Annotated in this window: 14 protein-coding genes; 11 read left to right on the forward strand and 3 right to left on the reverse strand. The window is 58.2% G+C overall.

Features of this window, described 5'->3' with window-relative positions; all coding sequences use genetic code 11:
- The first annotated feature begins 154 nt into the window (after nt 1–154).
- The 6 genes from PGQ95_RS09250 to PGQ95_RS09275 all read left to right on the forward strand — a co-directional run bounded on the left by PGQ95_RS09250 (nt 155) and on the right by PGQ95_RS09275 (nt 11283).
- The gene (locus tag PGQ95_RS09250; protein ID WP_430917821.1) at nt 155–1411 is read left to right on the forward strand and encodes an ABC transporter substrate-binding protein; all 1257 of its coding nucleotides are present in this window, start codon (nt 155–157) and stop codon (nt 1409–1411) included.
- 1 nt (nt 1412) lies between these two features.
- A complete protein-coding gene (gene ntrB / locus PGQ95_RS09255) occupies nt 1413–2297 on the forward strand; it encodes a nitrate ABC transporter permease (protein ID WP_087857956.1) in 885 nt (294 codons plus the stop codon).
- A gap of 9 nt (nt 2298–2306) precedes the next feature.
- Nucleotides 2307–3095, forward strand: a complete 789-nt coding sequence (locus PGQ95_RS09260) for an ABC transporter ATP-binding protein (protein WP_087857955.1) — start codon at nt 2307–2309, stop codon at nt 3093–3095.
- A gap of 6 nt (nt 3096–3101) precedes the next feature.
- A complete protein-coding gene (gene nirB / locus PGQ95_RS09265; RefSeq protein WP_430917824.1) occupies nt 3102–7169 on the forward strand; it encodes a nitrite reductase large subunit NirB in 4068 nt (1355 codons plus the stop codon).
- Nucleotides 7169–9775: a nitrate reductase gene (locus PGQ95_RS09270; RefSeq protein ID WP_087857953.1), complete on the forward strand. Its 2607-nt coding sequence runs from the start codon at nt 7169–7171 to the stop codon at nt 9773–9775. Before nirB ends, PGQ95_RS09270 begins: the two co-directional genes overlap by 1 nt.
- 131 nt (nt 9776–9906) lie before the next feature.
- Nucleotides 9907–11283, forward strand: coding sequence for a YchO/YchP family invasin (locus tag PGQ95_RS09275; protein WP_087857952.1), 1377 nt, complete (start codon nt 9907–9909; stop codon nt 11281–11283).
- Here PGQ95_RS09275 and narL read toward each other — a convergent pair.
- Together narL and narX are read right to left on the reverse strand one after the other, a co-directional pair.
- Nucleotides 11280–11930, reverse strand: a complete 651-nt coding sequence (gene narL, locus PGQ95_RS09280) for a two-component system response regulator NarL (protein WP_015705094.1) — start codon at nt 11928–11930, stop codon at nt 11280–11282. The genes PGQ95_RS09275 and narL overlap by 4 nt on opposite strands.
- Before the next feature lie 10 nt (nt 11931–11940).
- On the reverse strand, nt 11941–13719 hold the full coding sequence (gene narX, locus PGQ95_RS09285) for a nitrate/nitrite two-component system sensor histidine kinase NarX (RefSeq protein WP_087857951.1): 1779 nt from the start codon (nt 13717–13719) through the stop codon (nt 11941–11943).
- A 311-nt stretch (nt 13720–14030) separates the two neighbouring features.
- On the opposite strand from narX, the gene PGQ95_RS09290 reads away from it, so the two are divergent.
- The 5 genes from PGQ95_RS09290 (at nt 14031) to narI (ending at nt 22465) form a co-directional block, all read left to right on the forward strand.
- A complete protein-coding gene (locus tag PGQ95_RS09290; protein WP_430917827.1) occupies nt 14031–15419 on the forward strand; it encodes a NarK family nitrate/nitrite MFS transporter in 1389 nt (462 codons plus the stop codon).
- 386 nt (nt 15420–15805) lie between these two features.
- Nucleotides 15806–19549: a nitrate reductase subunit alpha gene (locus tag PGQ95_RS09295; RefSeq protein WP_015705096.1), complete on the forward strand. Its 3744-nt coding sequence runs from the start codon at nt 15806–15808 to the stop codon at nt 19547–19549.
- The gene (narH, locus tag PGQ95_RS09300) at nt 19546–21081 is read left to right on the forward strand and encodes a nitrate reductase subunit beta (RefSeq protein ID WP_015705097.1); all 1536 of its coding nucleotides are present in this window, start codon (nt 19546–19548) and stop codon (nt 21079–21081) included. Before PGQ95_RS09295 ends, narH begins: the two co-directional genes overlap by 4 nt.
- Nucleotides 21078–21788, forward strand: a complete 711-nt coding sequence (gene narJ, locus PGQ95_RS09305) for a nitrate reductase molybdenum cofactor assembly chaperone (RefSeq protein WP_015705098.1) — start codon at nt 21078–21080, stop codon at nt 21786–21788. The genes narH and narJ overlap by 4 nt, the downstream gene beginning before the upstream one ends.
- The gene (gene narI / locus PGQ95_RS09310; protein ID WP_015367083.1) at nt 21788–22465 is read left to right on the forward strand and encodes a respiratory nitrate reductase subunit gamma; all 678 of its coding nucleotides are present in this window, start codon (nt 21788–21790) and stop codon (nt 22463–22465) included. Before narJ ends, narI begins: the two co-directional genes overlap by 1 nt.
- On the opposite strand, the gene PGQ95_RS09315 is transcribed toward narI, so the two are convergent.
- Entirely contained in the window at nt 22462–23358 is an 897-nt protein-coding gene (locus PGQ95_RS09315; protein WP_430917831.1) for a DMT family transporter, read from the reverse strand. The genes narI and PGQ95_RS09315 overlap by 4 nt on opposite strands.
- Between the last annotated feature and the right edge of the window lie 62 nt (nt 23359–23420).

The raw sequence follows: 23420 nt of genomic DNA on the forward strand, positions 1-23420 counted from the left end.
AATGATAAATTGGCATCCGCTTTGCATTACTGAATTTGAGTGAATCAACAATTTGAGATAACGGACCAACGGCGGTCTGAGGGTCTCTGGATAAAGGCGTCCTGCGGTGCGAAAGCACTGCCGGGCGCTTTTTTTTGCGCGTTCTGGAGCGGCTATGGGCGATAAAGTTTTTATTTCACGACGGCGTTTTTTGCAGGCCGGGGCGGCGCTGGGCGGCGCTATGCTGCTACCCGGCGTGATGCAGGCGGCGTGGGCGGCGGGTTCCGATAAACCGGAGTTGGCCACCGTGCGGGTTGGATTCATCCCGCTAACCGACTGCGCGCCGCTGGCGATCGCGGCACTGAAAGGATTCGATAAAAAGTATGGCATCAGCCTGCAGCCAAGTAAGGAGGCCAGCTGGGCGGCGGTGCGCGATAAGCTGGTTGCCGGCGAACTCGATGCGGCGCATATCCTCTACGGCATGCTGTATGGCCTTGAGCTTGGTATCGCCGGCAAGCCGCAGTCGATGGCCAACCTGATGACCCTGAACCGCAACGGTCAGGCGATCACCCTCTCAAGTGACCTGCAGGCGCAAGGCGTGAGCGATAGTCATGGGCTCAAGCGGCTGATCGACCAAAAAGGGCCGGGCAGCTACACCTTCGCCCATACCTTTCCTACCGGCACCCATGCGATGTGGCTCTATTACTGGCTGGCTAATGCTGGTATCGACCCCTTCGCCGATGTGCGCATGGTGGTCGTGCCGCCGCCGCAAATGGTGATGAACATGCGCATCGGCAATATGGTCGGCTTCTGCGTCGGCGAACCGTGGAACGCGCGTGCGATTAACGATCGCATTGGCTTTACGGCGGCAACCAGCCAGCAGATCTGGCCGGATCATCCGGAAAAAATCCTCGGCGCGCGCAGCGATTGGGTGGCGCGCTACCCAAATACCGCAAGGGCGCTGGTGGCGGCGCTGCTGGAGGCCCAGCGCTGGATTGAAGCGTCTGCCGACAACACCCGCGAAACCGCGCGGATCCTCTCCAGACGGGCGTGGCTCAACACCAAAGAACAGTACCTTAGCGGGCGCATGCTTGGCGAATACGACAATGGCATCGGCAAACGCTGGCGCGACGCTCATCCCATGCGCTTCTTCCAGCAGGGCGAAGCCAGCTATCCGTGGCTCTCCGACGGCATGTGGTTCTTAACCCAATTCCGCCGCTGGGGCCTGCTGAAAAACGCGCCGGATTACCTGGCGGTAGCGCAGCGTATCAACCGCATCGACCTGTGGAAAGAGGCGGCGCAGGCCGTGGGCGGTATCACTGCGCCAACGCAAACGCTACGCAGCAGCACGCTGCTGGACGGCAAAGTGTGGAACGGCGTCGACCCGGAAGGGTACGCCGCCAGTTTCGCCATTCAACATAAGGGGGCATGAGATGAAACCAGCCATTAACACGCAGCCGCGCACGCAGACCTCACCCGCGCCGGGCGAAATCATTGTCCTGCCGCCGCTGCAGGTGCGCAAAGCTACGCCGTCCGCCAGTCGCTGGCTGAACGCCGCGCTGCAACGTCTGCTGCCGCCGCTACTGGGCCTGGGTCTGCTGCTGCTCGGCTGGCAGCTGGCGGCGCTTGGTACGAAAGGCTTCCCGACGCCGCTGAGCACCCTGGATTCGGCGCTGACGCTGTTTTCCGACCCGTTCTACCGCGACGGACCGAACGACATGGGCATCGGCTGGAACGTGCTGGCTTCGCTGCAACGGGTCGCGGTGGGCTTTGGTTTGGCGGCGCTGGCCGGTATTCCGCTGGGCTTTCTTATCGGCCGCTCGCTGTTCTTTGCGCGAATGTTTAATCCGCTTATCGCGCTGCTGCGCCCGGTGAGTCCGTTGGCGTGGTTACCGATTGGCCTGCTGCTGTTTCAGAAGGCGGAGCCGGCTTCCAGCTGGACCATTTTTATCTGCTCTATCTGGCCGATGGTCATTAACACCGCGGAAGGCGTCAGGCGCATCCCGCAGGACTATCTCAATGTGGCTCGCGTGCTGCAGCTGTCGGAATGGACGGTGATGCGCAAAATCCTCTTTCCGGCAGTGCTGCCCGCGGTATTAACCGGCGTGCGGCTGTCGATAGGCATTGCCTGGCTGGTGATCGTCGCCGCCGAGATGCTGACCGGTGGGTTGGGTATTGGGTTTTGGATCTGGAATGAATGGAACAACCTCAATGTGGAAAACATCATCATCGCTATCGTCATTATCGGCGTCGTCGGCCTGCTGCTCGAACAGGGGCTCATATTGCTCGCCCGCCGCTTCAGTTGGCAGGAAAAATAAGGAGTCGCTATGAAACCATTAATTCAGGTGCAGGCCGTCAGTCAACGCTTTAACACCGCCAGCGGCGAGTTCCTGGCGCTGCAAAACGTCTCATTTGATATTCACGAAGGGGAAACCATCAGCCTGATTGGCCACTCCGGATGCGGCAAATCCACGCTGTTGAATCTGATTGCCGGGATTACCCAGCCCACTGAGGGCGGGCTGCTATGCGATAACCGTGAAATTTCCGGGCCGGGGCCTGAACGGGCGGTGGTGTTCCAGAACCATTCGCTGCTGCCATGGCTGAGCTGTTTTGACAACGTGGCGCTGGCGGTGGATCAGGTGTTTCGCCGTACCATGAGCAAGGCAGATCGCCGGGAGTGGATTGAGCACAATTTACAGCGAGTACAGATGGGGCACGCGCTGCACAAACGTCCGGGGGAGATCTCCGGCGGTATGAAGCAGCGCGTTGGCATCGCGCGCGCGCTGGCGATGAAGCCAAAAGTGTTACTGCTTGATGAGCCTTTTGGCGCGCTGGACGCGCTCACCCGAGCCCATCTGCAGGATGCGGTAATGCACATCCAGCAGGAACTAAACACCACCATTGTCGTGATCACCCACGACGTCGATGAGGCGGTACTGCTTTCCGACCGGGTGTTAATGATGACCAATGGCCCGGCCGCGACGATCGGCGAGATCCTTGACGTTAATCTGCCGCGTCCACGTAACCGGGTCCAACTGGCGGATGATAAACACTACCACCACCTGCGTCAGCAGATCCTCCATTTCCTCTACGAAAAGCAGCCGAAAGCGGCGTAAGGCGGAATGATGCGGCGACTGGTGATTATCGGCAACGGTATGGCGGCAACCCGGCTGGCTGAGAAGCTGGCGGCGCGCGCGCAGGGGCGTTTCATCATCACGCTAATCGGCGATGAACCGCAGCCGGCCTACAACCGCATTCAGCTCTCGCCGGTACTCGGCGGGGAAAAAACGGCGGCGCAAATACAACTGCTGCCGACGGAGTGGTACGCACAGCATGGTGTCCGCGTGCGGCTTGGCGAGGCGGTAAGCGAAGTGGATGTCGCCGGGAGAAGACTACGCGTCGGCGGCGACTGGCTGGGATGGGATGAACTAGTGTTCGCCACCGGATCGCAGCCGTTTATCCCGTCGCTGCCGGGCATTGAGCGCCCTCAGGTATTCGCCTTTCGCACCCTGGCGGATGTTAAAGACATCCTGGCAATCCCCGGCCCGGCGGTGGTAATCGGCGGTGGCGTACTGGGCGTGGAGGCCGCGGCGGCGCTGCGCCGTCATGGTGGGGAAGTGACGCTACTCCATCGCGGTAGCGGTTTGATGGAGCCACTTACCGATGCTTTCGCTGCGGAACAGTTAAAACAACAGCTTGAGGCACGCGGCATCCGCTGCGTGCTGGAGAGCCGAATTGCCGCTATTGACGAACAGCATGTGCGGCTGGAAGACGGGCGCGCTTTTGCCGCAAGCCGGGTGGTGTTAGCCACCGGCGTGCGGCCGGATATCCGTCTGGCGACGCGCAGCGGCGTAGCCTGCCAGCGGGGGATTATCGTCGACCGCCGGATGGCGACCTCGCTGCCGGGGATCAGCGCTATCGGCGAGTGTTGTGAGATTGACGGCCAAACCTGGGGACTGGTGGCTCCCTGTTTGCGCCAGGCCGATGTGTTAGTTGAACGCCTGTGCGGGGCTCCCGGCGAAGAGTTCAGCTGGCAGGACGGCGGTACCCGGTTGAAGGTCACCGATATCGAGTTTTTTAGCGCTGGCGAACAGCAGGCCGGCGAGCAGGACCAGATCTACAGCAGTTGGGACCCCATCGATCGCCACTATCGTCGCCTGCTGATCCGCGAGGGCCGGCTGCACGGCGTGCTGCTGCTGGGCGACTGCCAGCAGGCGGCGCCGCTTACCGCGCTGCTCGGCAGCTATAGGTCTCCTTCAGCGGAGTGGCTTTTTGACCCATCTATAACGCAGCCGCGGGCTGCAGGAAAAATGACGATGACTAAACCTGTATTAGTGCTGGTCGGACACGGCATGGTCGGCCACCATTTTCTTGAGCAATGCGTGAGCCGGAACCTGCACCAGCAGTACCGTATCGTGGTTTTTGGCGAAGAGCGCTATGCCGCCTATGACCGGGTTCATCTCTCGGAATATTTCGCCGGGCGCAGCGCAGAGTCGCTATCGCTGGTAGAGGGAGACTTTTTTAGCCAGTACGGGATTGAGCTGCGGCTAGGGGAGACGATCGCGGAAATCGATCGTCCGGCGCGAATCGTGCGCGATGCTCACGGCCATGAAACCCATTGGGATAAGCTGGTGCTGGCGACCGGCTCCTATCCCTTCGTGCCGCCAATCCCCGGTAACGATGAAGAAGGCTGCTTCGTCTATCGTACGCTTGACGATCTTGACCGCATTGCCGCCCGCGCCGCCACTGCGCAGAGCGGGGTGGTCATCGGAGGCGGGCTGTTGGGGCTGGAAGCCGCTAACGCGCTAAAACAGTTGGGGCTTAAGACCCATGTGGTGGAGTTTGCCGCCAACCTGATGGCGGTGCAGTTGGATAACGGCGGCGCGGCGATGCTGCGGGAGAAAATTCTCGATCTGGAGGTTGGCGTGCACACCAGCAAAGCGACGACGGCGATAGTGCGCACCGCCGAGGGGCTGCAGCTTAACTTTGCCGATGGCGATACGCTGCAGACCGATATGGTGGTCTTTTCCGCCGGGATCCGCCCGCAGGATGCGCTGGCGCGCGGCGCAGGCCTGGCAATCGGCGAACGCGGCGGTATCGGTATCGATGACCACTGCCGGACCTCGGACGCAGATATATTGGCGATTGGCGAATGCGCGCTGTGGGACAACAAAATTTATGGCCTGGTGGCGCCGGGCTATCACATGGCGCGCACCGCAGCGGCGCAGTTGGCTGGCGAAGCGGCCCGCTTTAGCGGCGCCGATATGAGCACCAAACTCAAACTGCTCGGCGTGGATGTGGCGTCGTTTGGCGATGCTCACGGACGTACAGCTGGTTGCCAGAGCTATCAATGGACCGATGGTCCGCGGCAGATCTACAAAAAGATCGTTGTTAGCGCTGATGGCAAAACGCTGCTGGGCGGCGTACTGGTGGGCGATGCCGGTGACTACGCGACGCTGTTGCAGATGATGCTGAACGGCATGGCGCTACCGTCTCGTCCGGAAAGTCTGATCCTCCCCGCGATGGATGGGGCCACGACGAAAGCGCTGGGCGTGGCGGCGCTGCCGGATAGCGCGCAGATTTGCTCTTGCCATAACGTCAGTAAGGGGGACATTTGCCAGGCGGTCAGCGCAGGAGCGGGCGATATGGCGGCGATAAAAAGCTGCACTAAAGCGGCGACCGGCTGCGGGGGCTGTAGCTCGCTGGTCAAACAGGTGATGGAACACCAGCTTACCGGACAGGGCGTCGAGGTAAAAAAAGATATCTGCGAGCATTTTCCGTGGTCGCGGCAGGAGATCTATCATCTGGTACGAGTCAACCACATCCATACCTTCGATCAGCTCATTAGCCGTTACGGGCAGGGCCACGGCTGTGAAGTGTGTAAACCGCTGGTGGCGTCGGTACTGGCCTCCTGCTGGAATGAGTATCTGCTGAAACCGGCGCATCTGCCGCTGCAGGACACCAACGATCGCTACTTCGCCAATATTCAGAAAGACGGCACTTACTCGGTGGTGCCGCGGATGGCCGCAGGCGAAGTGACACCGGATGGGCTTATCGCTATTGGCCAGATCGCCAAACGTTACCAGCTGTACAGTAAAGTGACAGGAGGACAGCGTATCGACCTGTTTGGCGCGCGGCTGGAGCAACTGCCGGACATCTGGCGCGAACTGGCGGCGGCTGGATTTGAAACCGGACACGCCTATGGCAAATCATTACGCACGGTAAAATCCTGCGTCGGCTCGACCTGGTGCCGCTATGGGGTTCAGGATTCAACGGGGCTGGCGGTAAGACTTGAACATCGTTACAAGGGGCTGCGCGCGCCGCACAAAATCAAAATGGCGGTCTCGGGCTGTACCCGCGAATGTGCCGAAGCGCAAGGTAAAGACATCGGGGTTATTGCGACTGAAAAGGGCTGGAATCTATACGTCTGCGGCAACGGCGGGATGAAACCGCGCCATGCGGACCTCTTTGCGAGCGACCTTGACGACGCCAGCCTAATCCGTACCGTCGATCGGTTGTTGATGTTTTATATTCGCACCGCTGACCGCCTGCAGCGCACCAGTAGCTGGATGGATAACCTTGAAGGCGGCGTGGCGTATCTACGTGAGGTGATCTTGCACGATAGTCTCGGTATCGGCGATGAGCTGGAGCAGGAGATGGCGCGGGTGGTGGATAGCTACCAGTGCGAATGGCAGACCACCCTGAACGATCCACAGCGGCTGGCGCTATTCCGTTCCTACGTTAACAGCGATGAGGCTGATGAGGCGGTGCAGCGGCAAATCCTGCGCGGTCAGCCGCAGTTGGTGGCGCCGCAAGGGCTTGGGCAACCGGTCCTGCCGTCGCGACCGTGGCAGGCGATCTGCGACCTGGACGCGATCCCACCGCAGGCGGGGATCGGCGCGCGCCTCGGCGAACGGCAGATTGCGCTGTTCCGCTTCGGCGAGCAAGTTTATGCGCTGGATAACCAGGAACCCGGCAGCGAGGCCAACGTGTTATCGCGCGGTATTTTAGGCGACGCGGGCGGCGAGCCGATCGTCATTTCGCCGCTCTATAAACAGCGGATTCGCTTGCGAGACGGTCGCTTGTACGACAGCGGCGAGCCGTCGGTGCGCGCGTGGCCGGTGAAGATCGAACAGGGAAAAGTGTGGGTCGGCAACCAGGCATTGCTGCTGCGCGCGGAGGCGAGCTGATGAGCGAAACCCGAACCACCTGCCCATACTGCGGCGTCGGCTGCGGGGTTATCGCCCGCGTTGAACCCAGTGGAACCGTCACGATTCGCGGCGATGAAAACCATCCTGCCAACTTTGGCCGCTTGTGCGTAAAAGGGGCGGCGCTTGGGGAAACGACCTCGCTTACCGGGCGATTATTACATCCTGAAGTCGATGGCCGGGCGGTCGGCTGGCCGCAGGCGCTGGCGGAGGCGGGTTCACGTCTGCGCGACATTATTGAGCGCTACGGCCCGCAGGCGGTCGCGTTTTACGCCTCAGGCCAGCTGTTAACTGAGGATTATTACGCCGCCAACAAGCTGATGAAGGGCTTTATCGGCGCCGCCAATATCGATACGAATTCGCGGTTATGTATGTCATCGGCGGTCACCGGCTATAAGCGGGCGTTCGGCGCGGACGTCGTGCCGTGCAGCTATGAAGATGTCGAGCAAAGCGATCTGGTGGTGCTGGTGGGCTCCAACGCCGCCTGGGCGCATCCGGTTCTCTATCAGCGGTTGGCGCAGGCGAAACGCGATAATCCGCGGTTGCGGATCGTGGTGGTGGATCCGCGACGCACCGCGACCTGCGATATTGCCGACGATCATCTGGCCTTGGCGCCCGGTAGCGATGGCGGGCTATTTGTCGGCCTGCTTAATGCCATTGCCGCCAGCGGTGAAATGGCGGCGGGTTTTCGCGACCAGCGGCAGGCGCTGACCATCGCCGCGCAATGGAGCGTGGAAAAAGCGGCCGCTTTCTGCGGCCTGCCGCCGGAGCAGGTGGCTCGCTTTTATCGTGATTTTATCGCTGCGCCTCGCGCCATCACGCTGTACACCATGGGAATTAATCAGTCCGCCAGCGGCAGCGATAAGTGCAACGCGATTATCAATGTCCATCTTGCCAGCGGGAAGTTTGCCCGCCGCGGCTGCGGGCCGTTTTCGCTGACCGGTCAACCCAACGCCATGGGTGGGCGTGAAGTGGGGGGATTGGCGACGATGCTGGCGGCGCATATGAATTTTGAGCCACAGGATCTGCAGCGATTAGCGCGCTTTTGGGGCAGCGAGCGACTGGCGCAGACGCCGGGGCTAACCGCCGTCGAACTCTTCGCCGCGATTGGACGCGGCGAGGTCAAAGCGGTGTGGATTATGGGGACCAATCCGGTGGTCTCACTGCCCGATAGCCACGCGGTGAGTCAGGCGCTGTCCAGGTGTCCGCTGGTGATGGTCTCCGATGTCGCCGCCAATACAGACACCGGTCGCTTTGCCCATATCCGCTTTCCGGCGCTGGCATGGGGCGAAAAAAACGGTACCGTGACTAACTCGGAGCGGCGAATTTCGCGTCAGCGGGCTTTTTTGCCGCCGCCGGGGGAGGCGAAAGCCGACTGGTGGATCATTTCCCGTCTCGCCGCCGAATTAGGTTATGCCCGGGCTTTTTCATGGCAACATCCGCATGAGGTGTTTTGTGAACACGCGGCGCTCTCAGGGTTTGAAAATGACGGTCAGCGGGCGTTTGATATTGGAGGGCTGGCGGACCTCCGCCGGGAGGCGTGGGATGCCCTGGCGCCGGTGCGCTGGCCGGTGAGCCGCAGCGCCGCGCCCTGGCGGTTAACGGAGGGCTGGCACGGCGACGGCAGGTTGCGGATGGTGCCGGTGTCGCCGCAGCCGACCCGGGCGCGGACCGAGGCATTTTATCCATTAATCCTCAATAGCGGACGTATTCGCGATCAGTGGCATACCATGACCCGCACCGGCGACATACCGCGGTTGATGCAGCACATTGCCGAACCGGTCGTCGAGGTGGCGCCTGCCGATGCTCGTCGCTTTGAATTACGTGAGGGAGAACTGGCTCGCGTCTGGTCGCGCCACGGCGTGATGATTGCAAAGGTGATAGTTAGCGAAGGGCAGCGCGCCGGTTCGCTCTTTGTGCCGATGCACTGGAATAATCAGTTTGCCCGCCAGGGACGGGTCAATAATTTACTGGCGGCGGTCACCGATCCGCATTCCGGGCAGCCGGAGAGCAAGCAGTCGGCGGTGGCGATAGCGCCGTGGCGGCCGGCGTGGCAAGGGGAGCTATTATCTCGCGAGCCCTTACCGTTGCCATCCTCGCTGCACTGGCGGCGGCGGGCGGCGGTAGGGATCAGCCATTTGTCGCTGGCCGCGGATACCGGCCCGCAAAGCTGGCTGAGCGAGTGGTGTCGCAAACAGGGATGGCAGTTGCAAATTGCCGAGGGCGGTGGGCTGTGGAACCTACTGGCCTGGCACGACGGACAATTGATGCTCGGCTGCTGGAGCGATATTAAGCCGCCGCAAATCGATGCTGAATGGCTGTATACGGCGTTCCGGACGCCGCCGCAGACCGCCGGGCTACGCCATGCGTTGCTCAGCGGCCGTAAGGGCGGCGACAGCGCGCCGCGTGGGCAGACTATCTGCAGTTGCTTTAGTATCGGTGAGCGGCAGATCGGCGAGGCGGTTGCCGGCGGTTGCGTCAGCGTAGAGGCGCTTGGCGCGAAGCTCAAGTGCGGCACCAACTGTGGTTCCTGTATTCCGGAACTCAAAGCGCTGCTGGCGGCAAATCAAACTCGAACGCTGGTTTGATGATAGGGGAAAGCAAACGCCAACCGGTTTCAGTTTATTCCTGGAATGGCCCACAGGGCTGCGGGGAAGGGCAAAAAACGATAAACTAACATGATGTTGTTATTCCCCGTGAGCTTACGTTAATCCGTTTGATGCCTTTGCCGTACCGCTTAACCCCATCACTGACGCTTCTCCTGCTGCTGACAGGCGCTCCCGCCTGGGCGCTGATTGCCAACGATAGCAGTATGCCGCCGCAAACTACGCTGCCTGATTTAGGGATAGCGCCGCAGGTCGACGACGATGCCAAACATTTCGCCGAGATGGCCAAGAAATTCGGCGAAGCCAGCATGAGCGATAACGGACTCACCACCGGCGAGCAGGCGCGAATGTTCGCCATCGGCAAAATCGGCAATGAGTTCAGCCATCATCTGGAAAACTGGCTGTCGCCGTGGGGGAATGCCAATATCGACCTGTTGGTGGATAAAGAGGGTAACTTCACCGGCAGCAAGGGGAGTTGGTTTGTGCCGCTGCAGGACAATGAACGTTACCTCACATGGAATCAATATTCGGTTACCCGGCGCGAGAACGATCTGGTGGGCAATGTTGGGCTCGGCCAGCGCTGGCGTGTCGGTAGCTGGCTGCTGGGTTATAACTCGTTTTACGACAAAGTGCTCAGCGAGAGCCTGGCGCGCGGCAGCATCGGCGCGGAAGCCTGGGGCGAGTATTTGCGCTTATCGGCCAACTATTACCACCCACTTGGCGACTGGCAGTTGCGGGAAAACCAGACTCAGGAACAGCGGATGGCCGTCGGCTATGACGTCACTGCCCAGGCGCGATTGCCGTTTTATCAGCACATCAATACCAGCGTCAGCGTTGAACAGTATTTCGGCGATAGTGTCGATCTGTTTCATTCCGGTACCGGATATCACAATCCGGTGGCGGTTTCGGTGGGACTCAATTACACCCCGGTACCGCTGGTGACGGTCACCGCTAAACACAAACAGGGTGAAAATGGCGTCAGCCAGAATAATGTCGGCCTGAAGCTGAATTATCGTTTTGGGGTACCGCTGAAACAGCAACTGGCGGCGGATGAAGTGGCTATCAGCAACTCGCTACGCGGCAGCCGCTACGATAGCCCGGAACGCGATAATCTGCCGGTAGTGGAGTATCGACAGCGTAAGAATCTGACGGTGTATCTGGCGACGCCGCCGTGGGATTTGCACTCCGGCGAAACGGTACAGCTGAAGCTGCAAATTAATAGCCTGCACGGCATTAAATCACTGCATTGGCAGGGGGACACTCAGGCGCTAAGCCTGACGCCGCCGGTTAATGCCAACAGTGCGGATGGCTGGAGCATCATTATGCCGGTTTGGAACAGCGAGCCGGGCGCGGTGAATCGCTGGCGTCTGTCGGTGGTGGTTGAAGATAAATCGGGTCAGCGCGTCTCTTCCAATGAGATCGCACTGGCGCTGACCGAGCCGCTGGTGACGTTTACGGCTCCCGACGTTTCCTGGACGGAATCGCCTTAGAAGATCCGTTCCTGGTGAACCCAGACGGCGGCTTCAACCCGTGATTTCAGCTTCATTTTCTTCAGCATGTGTTTCACGTGCACTTTAACGGTGCTTTCGGTGATATCCAGGCGGCGGGCAATCATTTTGTTCGGCAGGCCCTGGGCAATCAGCTTCAGGATATCGCGCTCGCGCGGGGTCAGCTGGCTGATGTCGCGGTCGGACGTGGCGCGATTAGCGCGCAGGCTGGCGGCCAGTACCGGGGTTAACGCTTCGCTTAATACCATTTCGCCTGCAGCGGCCTGCTGCAGCGCTTTCAGCAGATCTTCTGGTTCCATATCTTTCAACAGGTAGCCGTCGGCGCCGCGTTTCAGGGCGGTCACTACGTCCTCTTCATGATTGGAGACGCTGAATACCACTACGCGGCCGGAGAGCGATTTTTCCCGCAGCTTGTCGAGCGTTTCGAGGCCGTTCATCCCTGGCATATTAAGGTCCAGTAGAATCAGGTCCGGATCCAGCGATTCCGCCAGTTCGATACCTTGTTCGCCATTACTGGCTTCGCCGATAACCTGAATGTCCGGCGCCATGCTAACCAGTTGCTTTACGCCAGTGCGCAGCATGGGATGATCATCAATGAGAAGGATGGTTGCCCGTTCCTGTTGACTCATAGGGGTCTCCTTATTGGATTGAAAACGATTTTTCCGGGATAAACGTCACCACGACTTCGGTACCGCCGGTCTCCCGGCGGCGCACCTGACAGTCGCCGCGCAAACTTTGCGCGCGATCCCGCATAATAATTAAACCGTAATGGTTACTTCGCTCCGCGTTTTCCGGTACCCCGCGGCCGTTATCGGCAACGACTAAACGTACCTGATTATCGCGTTGTGACACGGTCACGGTGACTTCCGTCGCGTTGGCATGCTTCAACGCATTGCTTAACGCCTCGCGGGCGATCTGCAGCAGGTGAATCGCCTGATGCGACGGGACAAAACGCGGCGGCAACTGATAATCCAGTTGTACCGTGAAACCAAAGTGCGCGCTGTACTCCTGACAGCTGGCCTCCAGCGCCGGGCGCAGACCCGCCTCGGTAAGCTGCAGACGGAAGGTGGTTAACAGCTCCCTTAACTGCGCCCATGAGGTGTTGAGTTCGTTGCGGATCTGCCCCAACAGCAGCCGGCTTTCATCCGGCAGGCTATCGCCCTGCATCTGCAGACAGCTCACCTGCATCTTCATGCACGAGAGTGACTGGGCGATAGAGTCGTGAAGCTCGCGGGCGATGGTCGCACGCTCTTCCATCACGATGAGCTGCTGCTGTTTTTCCTGATGGCGATCCAGCGCCAGGGTGCTGGTCAACTGCTCCACCAGCGTATCCACCAGTTGCTGTTGGTCATGGCTCAGGTGGCGGCCAACCGGCAGCGTTGCCAGCAGAATGCCATACTGGTTATGCGCGTCTGAAAGCCGCCATTTCAACGTCGTGCCGCCATCCGGCAGCGGGGGAAGATCGCGCGGACACAGATAGCAGCCTTTATCATCGCACTCGATATCGGAGTGGCAGGCAAACTCCTGATGATTGTCTTCATCCTCAAGGTCATAAACCCGCACTTCAATATCACGTAGCAACGTCAGCCCTTGCAGACCGTTCAGCACCGGTGAGATGCGCTCACACAGCGGAGCGCTGGAGTGTAACCGACGGTTGGCCTGCCATAAAAAGGCCAGGATCTCGTTTTTCTGCTCGAGCCCGGCAGTCTTTTCCTGTACCCGTCGTTCAAGCACGGCGTAGCTTTCCGCCAGCTCTTCCGACATGTTATTCAACGCCATGCCGAGGGTCGCCATTTCGTTGCGCCCGCTAATGTGCGCGCGCTGGGTAAAGTCGCGCTGGCTGACCGCCCGCGCCATACCCAGTAACTGTTTCCACGGTCGCAGCAGACGGGCGCGTAGCCAGATGATGGTAAAGATCAGCAGCAGCGCCATGCCAACGGCGAGGATCCGGTGGATCCAGACCACGCGCTCGATACGTTGTTCGGTGGTGTGGTCGAAGGCGGTCACCAATTGGTCAATACGGTCGACAAAATCGGCGACATCCTGTGCCACGTCGCTTTGCCTGACGGCCTGTTTCATACCTGGTCCCAGCGACAACTGCCAATATTGCTGTAGTGCTTTCAGCTGGACTTCCTGGCCGTCACGACGCGCGGAGTATTGCAACTCCGGGCTGAAAACGGTAGCGGTCATATCGTTAAACAGCTTTTGATCGTTGGCCGTCAGCGGAATAGCCGCCAGCAGGCGGTAACTCTGCATACGCAACGAGCCGGCCTTGTTAATGGCGTGGGCGCTGCCCTGCACCCCATGCACCAGGCGGGCGGATATCGCCATGCCGGCCACGCCGATGATGGTGGCGAGCAGCACGATTAACGCCAGCTGATTAACCAACGTGAGCGGCGTAAAAAGACGTTTTAACATGGAATGGGTGGCTCCTGATGGGTCATCTCTCCGGGAGTGGCGCTTATTCTCAGCTATCCCCTGGAGTATACCCATACCCCTAAGGTATTACTCCTTAATTGTCGGTGGTAGACGCCGTGGTGGGAGGGATAACCAGAAACCCGGCAGCCGCGTGAAAAACCACACTTTTTTTCTCATAATTATCTACTCACTTCGGAGCATGATTTATTTTTGCACAAAATGGCCCGCGCTTTTCCTTTGATTTATATCAACTTACAGCCTTGAGCAACCCCTAAGGTAGCATCAGGAAATATGAATAATCAGAGGTATCTATGAGTCAATCTTCAATCCCGGAGAAGGCTAGCAGCTCAGTCATCACCGACTGGCGTCCTGAAGATCCTGAGTTTTGGCAACAGCGCGGCCACCGTGTGGCGAGCCGCAATTTATGGATCTCCGTTCCCTGTCTTTTACTGGCGTTCTGCGTCTGGATGTTGTTTAGCGCCGTCGCGGTAAACCTCAATAAAGTGGGTTTTCAGTTCACTACCGATCAGCTGTTTATGTTGACCGCATTGCCAGCGCTTTCCGGCGCGCTGCTGCGCGTACCTTATGCCTTTATGGTCCCGCTGTTCGGCGGCCGCCGCTGGACGGCGTTCAGTACCGGTATCATGATTATTCCGTGCGTTTGGCTGGGCTTTGCGGTACAGGATACTTCCACGCCGTTTAGCGTGTTCGTGATTATCTCTCTGCTGTGCGGCTTTGCCGGCGCTAACTTTGCTTCCAGTATGGCGAACATCAGCTTCTTCTTCCCGAAAGAAAAGCAGGGCGGCGCGCTGGGGGTTAACGGCGGTCTGGGTAACATGGGCGTCAGCGTGATGCAGCTGGTTGCGCCGCTGGTAGTCTCGATTTCTATTTTTGCCGTTTTTGGCGGTAGCGGTAGCGAGCAGCCGGATGGCTCAATGCTGTATCTGGAAAACGCCGCGTGGATCTGGGTTCCATTCCTGATCATCTTTACCCTGGCCGCGTGGTTCTTTATGAACGATCTGTCGGCCTCAAAAGCATCGCTGAGCGAACAGTTGCCGGTACTTAAACGCCTGCATCTGTGGATTATGGCGCTGCTGTATCTGGCGACCTTTGGTTCCTTTATCGGTTTCTCCGCCGGGTTTGCGATGCTGTCAAAAACCCAGTTCCCGGACGTGCAGATCCTGCACTACGCCTTCTTCGGTCCGTTTATTGGCGCGCTGGCGCGTTCGATGGGCGGGGCGATTTCCGACCGTCTCGGCGGGACCCGCGTGACGCTGGTGAACTTCGTGGTGATGGCTATTTTCTGCGCGTTACTGTTCCTGACTCTGCCGACAAATGGTCAGGGCGGCAACTTCATCGCCTTCTTCGCGGTATTTATGGTGCTGTTCCTGACCGCCGGGCTGGGCAGCGCCTCTACCTTCCAGATGATTTCCGTGATCTTCCGTAAGCTTACGATGGACCACGTGAAAGCGCAGGGCGGCAGCGAAGCGCAAGCGATGCGTGAAGCGGCGACGGATACCGCCGCGGCGTTGGGCTTTATTTCGGCGATTGGCGCGATCGGTGGTTTCTTTATTCCGAAAGCGTTCGGTATTTCGCTGGATCTGACCGGCTCGCCGGCCGGGGCAATGAAAGTCTTCCTCGTTTTCTATATTGCCTGCGTAGTAATCACCTGGGCGGTATACGGCCGTAAACAGAAATAAGTCTTTTCTTAATGTGAAGTGACAGGGCGCGCCACAGGGTGCGCCCTTTTTATTATTTGTTGTTAGTTACAACATACTTTTACTTGTGCAAAGTTGTTGAATTCAGGGAAATAACTATCGGTACGTCATCTACCACTTAATACCTAAGCGTGGCATAAATCCCGGTTAACATTCTGTCATATTTAAAATAATCCTTATAAAACAATTGGATATTTAATAAATATCATTACTACTTTGGTGGTACCTGCGAGTTGGGTGCGGATTTATAAGCTATTTCGCATTGATCGCCATCAATTCTCCTCTTCTGGCATGGCGCTATTTTCGCTGCAAATCCAGCAATGTCGATTTATCAGAGAGCCGTCAGGCTCCATATCAGGAGAAACCCGATGAGTAAATTTCTGGACCGGTTTCGCTACTTCAAACAGAAGGGTGAAACCTTTGCCGATGGGCACGGCCAGCTTCTTAAAACCAACCGGGATTGGGAGGATGGATACCGCCAGCGTTGGCAGCATGACAAAATCGTGCGTTCCACTCACGGTGTGAACTGCACCGGCTCATGCAGCTGGAAAATTTATGTCAAAAATGGCCTGGTCACCTGGGAAACCCAGCAAACTGATTACCCGCGTACCCGCCCCGATCTGCCGAACCATGAACCACGCGGCTGCCCGCGCGGCGCCAGCTACTCCTGGTATCTGTACAGTGCTAACCGCCTGAAATATCCGCTGATGCGTAAGCGTCTGATGAAGATGTGGCGTGAAGCGAAAGTTCAGCATAGCGATCCGGTTGAGGCATGGGCTTCAATTATTGAAGATGCCGATAAAGCGAAAAGCTTTAAACAGGCCCGCGGTCGCGGCGGTTTTGTTCGTTCTTCATGGAAAGAAGTGAACGAACTGATTGCCGCTTCAAACGTCTATACCGTCAAAACTTACGGTCCAGACCGCGTGGCAGGCTTCTCGCCGATCCCGGCGATGTCGATGGTTTCCTATGCGTCCGGCGCCCGTTACCTGTCGCTGATTGGCGGTACCTGTCTGAGCTTCTACGACTGGTACTGCGACCTGCCGCCAGCCTCGCCGATGACCTGGGGCGAACAGACCGATGTGCCGGAATCTGCCGACTGGTATAACTCCAGCTACATCATCGCCTGGGGCTCCAACGTCCCGCAGACCCGTACCCCGGACGCGCATTTCTTTACCGAAGTTCGCTACAAAGGGACCAAAACCGTGGCGATTACTCCGGACTATGCCGAAATCGCCAAGCTCTGCGATCTGTGGCTGGCGCCGAAGCAGGGTACCGATGCCGCGATGGCGCTGGCGATGGGCCACGTCATGCTGCGTGAGTTCCATCTCGATAAACCGAGCCAGTACTTCACCGATTACGTACGTCGCTACACCGACATGCCGATGCTGGTCATGCTCGAAGAGCGCGACGGCTACTATGCCGCTGGCCGTATGCTGCGCGCTGCCGACCTGGTTGACTCCCTGGGCCAGGAGCAGAATCCGGAATGGAAAACCGTCGCCTTTGACGAGAAGGGCGAAATGACCGTACCTAACGGTTCTCTGGGTTTCCGCTGGGGCGACAAAGGCAAGTGGAACCTCGAACAGCGCGATGGTAAAACCGGCGAAGAAATTGAGCTGCGCCTGAGCCTGCTTGGCAGCCATGATGATATCGCCAACGTCGGTTTCCCATACTTTGGCGGCGAAGGTTCCGAGCATTTCAACAAAGTCGACCTCGAAAACATTCTGCTGCACAAACTGCCGGTAAAACGCCTGCAGACGGCCGATGGTTCCACCGCGCTGGTGACTACCGTTTATGACTTGACCATGGCGAACTACGGCCTGGAACGCGGTCTGAACGATGAAAACTGCGCGACCAGCTACGATGACGTCAAGGCGTACACTCCGGCCTGGGCAGAAAAAATCACCGGCGTATCCCGCGCGCACATCATCCGTACCGCGCGCGAATTTGCCGATAACGCCGATAAGACCCATGGCCGCTCGATGATTATCGTCGGTGCGGGCCTGAACCACTGGTTCCATCTGGACATGAACTACCGCGGGCTGATCAACATGCTGATCTTCTGCGGCTGCGTTGGCCAGAGCGGCGGCGGTTGGGCGCACTACGTTGGTCAGGAAAAACTGCGTCCGCAGACCGGCTGGCAGCCACTGGCGTTCGGCCTTGACTGGCAGCGTCCGGCACGCCACATGAACAGTACATCGTACTTCTATAACCACTCCAGCCAGTGGCGCTATGAAACCGTCACCGCGCAGGAACTGCTGTCGCCGATGGCGGATAAATCCCGCTACAGCGGACATCTGATCGACTTCAACGTGCGCGCTGAGCGTATGGGCTGGCTGCCGTCGGCGCCGCAGCTGGGCGTGAACCCGCTGCGTATTGCTGACGAAGCGAAGAAAGCCGGCATGACGCCGGTCGATTACACCGTGAAATCGCTGAAAGAGGGGTCTATTCGCTTTGCGGCCGAGCAGCCGGAGAACGGTAAAAACCATCCCCGTAACCTGTTTATCTGGCGTTCCAACCTGCTGGGCTCCTCCGGTAAAGGCCATGAATATATGCTCAAGTACCTGCTGGGTACCGAGAACGGTATTCAGGGCAAAGACCTTGGCAAGCAGGGCGGCGTGAAGCCGGAAGAAGTCGAATGGCGGGATAACGGTCTCGACGGCAAACTGGATCTGGTCGTCACGCTCGACTTCCGTCTGTCGAGCACCTGTCTGTACTCCGACATCGTACTGCCGACCGCAACCTGGTACGAAAAAGACGATATGAATACCTCGGATATGCATCCGTTTATTCACCCGCTGTCTGCCGCCGTTGACCCGGCCTGGGAATCCAAAAGCGACTGGGACATCTATAAAGGTATCGCTAAGAAATTCTCTGAAGTCTGCGTAGGCCACCTCGGCAAAGAAACCGACGTCGTGACGCTGCCGATTCAGCACGATTCCGCCGCGGAAATGGCGCAGCCGTTTGACGTTAAAGACTGGAAAAAAGGCGAATGTGACCTGATCCCAGGTAAAACCGCGCCGCATATTATTCCGGTCGAGCGTGATTATCCGGCGACCTACGAGCGTTTCACCTCTATCGGCCCGCTGCTGGAAACCATCGGCAACGGCGGTAAAGGTATCGCCTGGAATACCCAGAGCGAGATGGACCTGCTGCGTAAGCTCAACTACACCAAGGCGGAAGGCCCGGCGAAAGGCCAGCCGAAGCTGGAGACCGCTATTGACGCCGCTGAGATGATCCTCACCTTGGCGCCGGAAACTAACGGTCAGGTAGCTGTGAAGGCGTGGAAAGCGCTGAGCGAATTTACCGGCCGCGACCATGCGCATCTGGCGCTGAACAAAGAAGACGAGAAGATCCGTTTTCGCGATATCCAGGCGCAGCCGCGTAAGATCATCTCCAGCCCGACCTGGTCTGGCCTGGAAGACGAACATGTCTCCTATAACGCTGGCTACACCAACGTCCACGAGCTGATACCGTGGCGTACGCTGTCCGGCCGTCAGTCGCTGTATCAGGATCACCAGTGGATGCGCGACTTTGGCGAAAGCCTGCTGGTCTATCGTCCGCCGATTGACACCCGTTCGGTGAAAGCGGTGATGGGCGAGAAGTCCAACGGCAATAAGGAGAAGGCGCTGAACTTCCTGACGCCGCACCAGAAGTGGGGGATTCACTCTACTTATAGCGATAACCTGCTGATGCTGACTCTGTCGCGCGGCGGGCCGATCGTCTGGATGAGCGAAGCGGATGCGAAAGATCTGGGTATCGAGGATAACGACTGGATCGAAGTCTTCAACGCCAACGGCGCCCTGACGGCGCGTGCGGTAGTGAGCCAGCGCGTACCGGCAGGAATGACCATGATGTACCACGCGCAGGAACGTATCGTTAACCTGCCGGGTTCTGAAGTTACCGGTCAGCGCGGGGGGATCCACAACTCGGTTACCCGTATTACGCCAAAACCGACCCATATGATCGGCGGCTACGGCCATCTGGCGTACGGCTTTAACTACTATGGCACCGTCGGTTCCAACCGCGATGAGTTTGTTGTGGTACGTAAGATGAAGAACATTAACTGGTTAGACGGCGAAGGTAATGACCAGGTACAGGAGAGCGTAAAATGAAAATTCGTTCACAAGTCGGCATGGTGCTGAATCTCGATAAATGCATCGGCTGCCACACCTGCTCCGTAACCTGCAAAAACGTCTGGACCAGTCGTGAAGGGATGGAGTACGCCTGGTTTAACAACGTAGAAAGTAAGCCGGGCGTCGGTTTCCCGAACGACTGGGAAAACCAGGAAAAATGGAAAGGCGGCTGGATCCGTAAAATCAACGGTAAACTGCAGCCGCGCATGGGCAACCGCGCGATGCTGCTGGGTAAAATCTTCGCCAACCCGCATCTGCCGGGAATCGATGATTACTACGAGCCGTTTGATTTTGACTACCAGAATCTGCATAACGCGCCGGAAAGCAAACATCAGCCGATCGCTCGTCCGCGTTCGCTGATTACCGGCCAGCGGATGGACAAAATTACCAGCGGCCCGAACTGGGAAGAGATCCTCGGCGGCGAGTTTGAAAAACGCGCCAAAGACCAGAACTTCGAAAACATGCAGAAGGCGATGTACGGCCAGTTCGAAAACACCTTCATGATGTATCTGCCGCGCTTGTGCGAGCACTGCCTGAACCCGGCGTGCGTCGCGACCTGCCCGAGCGGTGCCATCTATAAGCGTGAAGAAGACGGTATTGTCCTGATCGACCAGGATAAGTGCCGCGGCTGGCGTATGTGCATCACCGGCTGCCCGTACAAGAAGATCTATTTCAACTGGAAGAGTGGGAAATCCGAGAAATGCATTTTCTGCTACCCGCGTATTGAATCCGGGATGCCGACGGTGTGCTCCGAAACCTGTGTAGGACGTATTCGCTATCTCGGTGTTCTGCTCTACGACGCAGACGCGATTGAAAACGCAGCCAGCACCGAGAACGAGAAAGATCTGTATCAGCGTCAACTGGACGTCTTCCTCGATCCTAACGATCCAAAAGTGATTGAACAGGCGTTAAAAGATGGCGTACCGCAGGGCGTAATTGAAGCTGCGCAGCAGTCGCCGGTTTACAAAATGGCGATGGACTGGAAGCTGGCGCTGCCGCTGCACCCGGAATATCGCACCTTGCCAATGGTTTGGTACGTGCCGCCGCTGTCGCCGATTCAGTCCGCCGCCGATGCGGGCGAACTGGGTAGCAACGGGATCCTGCCGGATGTAGAAAGCCTGCGTATTCCTGTCCAGTATCTGGCGAACCTGCTGACCGCGGGCGATACCCAGCCGGTACTGCTAGCGCTGAAACGTATGCTGGCGATGCGCCACTTCAAACGTGCGGAAACCGTCGACGGCATCGTCGATACCCGCGCGCTGGAAGAGGTTGGGCTGAGCGAAGCGCAGGCGCAGGAGATGTACCGTTATCTGGCTATCGCCAACTACGAAGATCGTTTCGTGGTGCCGAGCAGCCATCGCGAACAGGCTCGCGATGCCTTCCCGGAGAAGAGCGGTTGCGGCTTTACCTTCGGCGATGGTTGCCACGGCTCTGACAGCGAATTCAACCTGTTTAACAGCCGTCGCATTGACGCCATTGACGTTACCAGCAAAACGGAGCCGCACGCATGATTGAACTCGTGATTGTGTCGCGTCTGCTCGAATACCCTGACGCTGCCTTATGGCAGCATCAGCAGGAGATGTTCGAGGCTCTCGCGTCATCGGAAAAACTCGCCAAAGAAGATGCCCAGGCGCTGGGCGTTTTCCTGCGCGATTTAGTGGCTCAGGATCCGCTGGACGCCCAATCGGCGTATAGCGAGCTGTTTGACCGCGGCCGCGCCACCTCGCTGCTGCTGTTTGAACATGTGCACGGCGAGTCCCGAGATCGCGGGCAGGCGATGGTCGACCTGATGGCGCAGTACGAGCGCCACGGTCTGCTGCTGGATAGCCATGAGCTGCCGGATCACCTGCCGCTGTACCTTGAGTATCTGGCGCAGTTGCCGGAAGAGGAAGCGCTTGGCGGCCTGCGGGACGTTGCGCCAATCCTTGGCCTGCTCAGCGCGCGTCTGCAACAGCGCGAGAGCCGCTATGCGGTGTTGTTCGAGCTGCTGTTGAAGCTTGCCAATACTCAGGTCGATAGCCAGAAAGTGGCGGAGAAGATTGCCGACGAGGCCCGCGACGATACACCGCAGGCGCTGGATGCCGTCTGGGAAGAAGAGCAGGTCAAATTCTTTGCCGACCAGGGCTGCGGCGAGTCGGAAATCTCCGCTCACCAGCGCCGTTTTGCCGGAGCCGTGGCCCCGCAATATTTGAATATCTCTAACGGAGGACAGCACTAATGCACTTCCTGAATATGTTCTTCTTTGACATCTATCCGTACATTGCGGGTTCAGTGTTTCTTATTGGCAGCTGGCTGCGCTACGACTACGGTCAGTACACCTGGCGCGCCGCCTCCAGTCAGATGCTGGATCGTAAAGGGATGAACCTGGCGTCAAACCTGTTCCATATCGGGATCCTGGGTATTTTCGCCGGTCACTTCCTCGGCATGCTGACCCCGCACTGGATGTATGAGTCCTTCCTGCCGATCGACGTGAAGCAGAAGATGGCCATGTTTGCCGGCGGCGCGTGCGGCGTGATGACGCTGGTCGGCGGCTTACTGCTGCTCAAGCGCCGTCTGCTGAGCCCACGCGTTCGTGCCACCACCACCACAGCGGATATTCTGATCCTCTCGTTGTTGATGGTGCAATGCGCGCTGGGACTGCTGACCATTCCATTCTCCGCCCAGCATATGGACGGTAGCGAAATGATGAAACTGGTCGGTTGGGCGCAGTCGGTGGTCACCTTCCACGGCGGAGCTTCGCAGCATCTCGATGGCGTGGCGTTTGTCTTCCGCGTTCACCTGGTGCTGGGGATGACGCTGTTCCTGCTGTTCCCGTTCTCTCGTCTGGTTCACATCTGGAGCGCGCCGGTCGAGTACCTGACGCGCAAATACCAGATTGTGCGCGCGCGTCGCTAGTTCATTCGCGACGGCTGACTCACCCCGCTATGGCGGGGTTTTTTTTCGCCCCAACCAAGGTTGTTGCCGGCAGCGGCAAGCAGAATCAGTACCCCTCCAGCCAACTGCAGCGGCGCCAGCGCATGATGGAAAACCAGATAATCAACCAGAATGGCCACCAGCGGATAGATAAACGAGAGCGAACCGGTGACCGGCGTCGGCAATTTTTGAATCGCGCTATATAAAAGCTGGTACATAATCCCGGTATGGACGATGCCGAGGATTAACAAATAGCGCCAGGGAAAATGGCTGTTAAATTCGGGGTGATGAACCAGCGGTAAAAGCATCACCGTGCCGACGATAACCTGAATAAAAGCGATATGCTGCGCCGGTAGCGGCTGCAGTTTGCGGGCGATAATGGCGGTCAGGGCATAGAAAAATGCCGCGCCTAACGCCAGGATAATACCAGTGACGAGATTATCGTTGTGGGAGGGAGTCAGTTCGCTCGACAGCAGAATCACCACGCCGCCAAAGGCCAGCAGTAACCATCCCCATTTTACCGCGCTTACTCTTTCACCTAGTATCATGCTCAGTAATACCAGCATAAAGGGCTGGGTATTGTAGACCACGGTGGCCATCCCGATAGAAACGCGTGAGTAGGCGGCAAAAAGCAGAAGCCAGTTGATGACCAGCGCGACGCCGCCAAGGATTGCCAGCGCCAGGGTGAGACGCGTCAGGCGGCTGAAGGGCTGTCGGCTTAACAAAATAAACAGCAATAATGTGACTGCGCCAATAAGACAACGCCAGAACACCACATCAATCACCGGTAACCCTGAGAGCAGCACGAACGCGCCAATCGAGCCGGAAATTATCATCGCCAGACTCATTTGCCAGACTCCACTAGAAAGTTGCATATTTCACCTCCAGAAGTTTTCCATTATTGTCGTGAAAAGCCTGACAGCTTGATATATCTGGA

The sequence above is a fragment of the Klebsiella sp. 141240 genome, from assembly GCF_050600805.1.
Lineage (GTDB): Bacteria > Pseudomonadota > Gammaproteobacteria > Enterobacterales > Enterobacteriaceae > Klebsiella > Klebsiella aerogenes.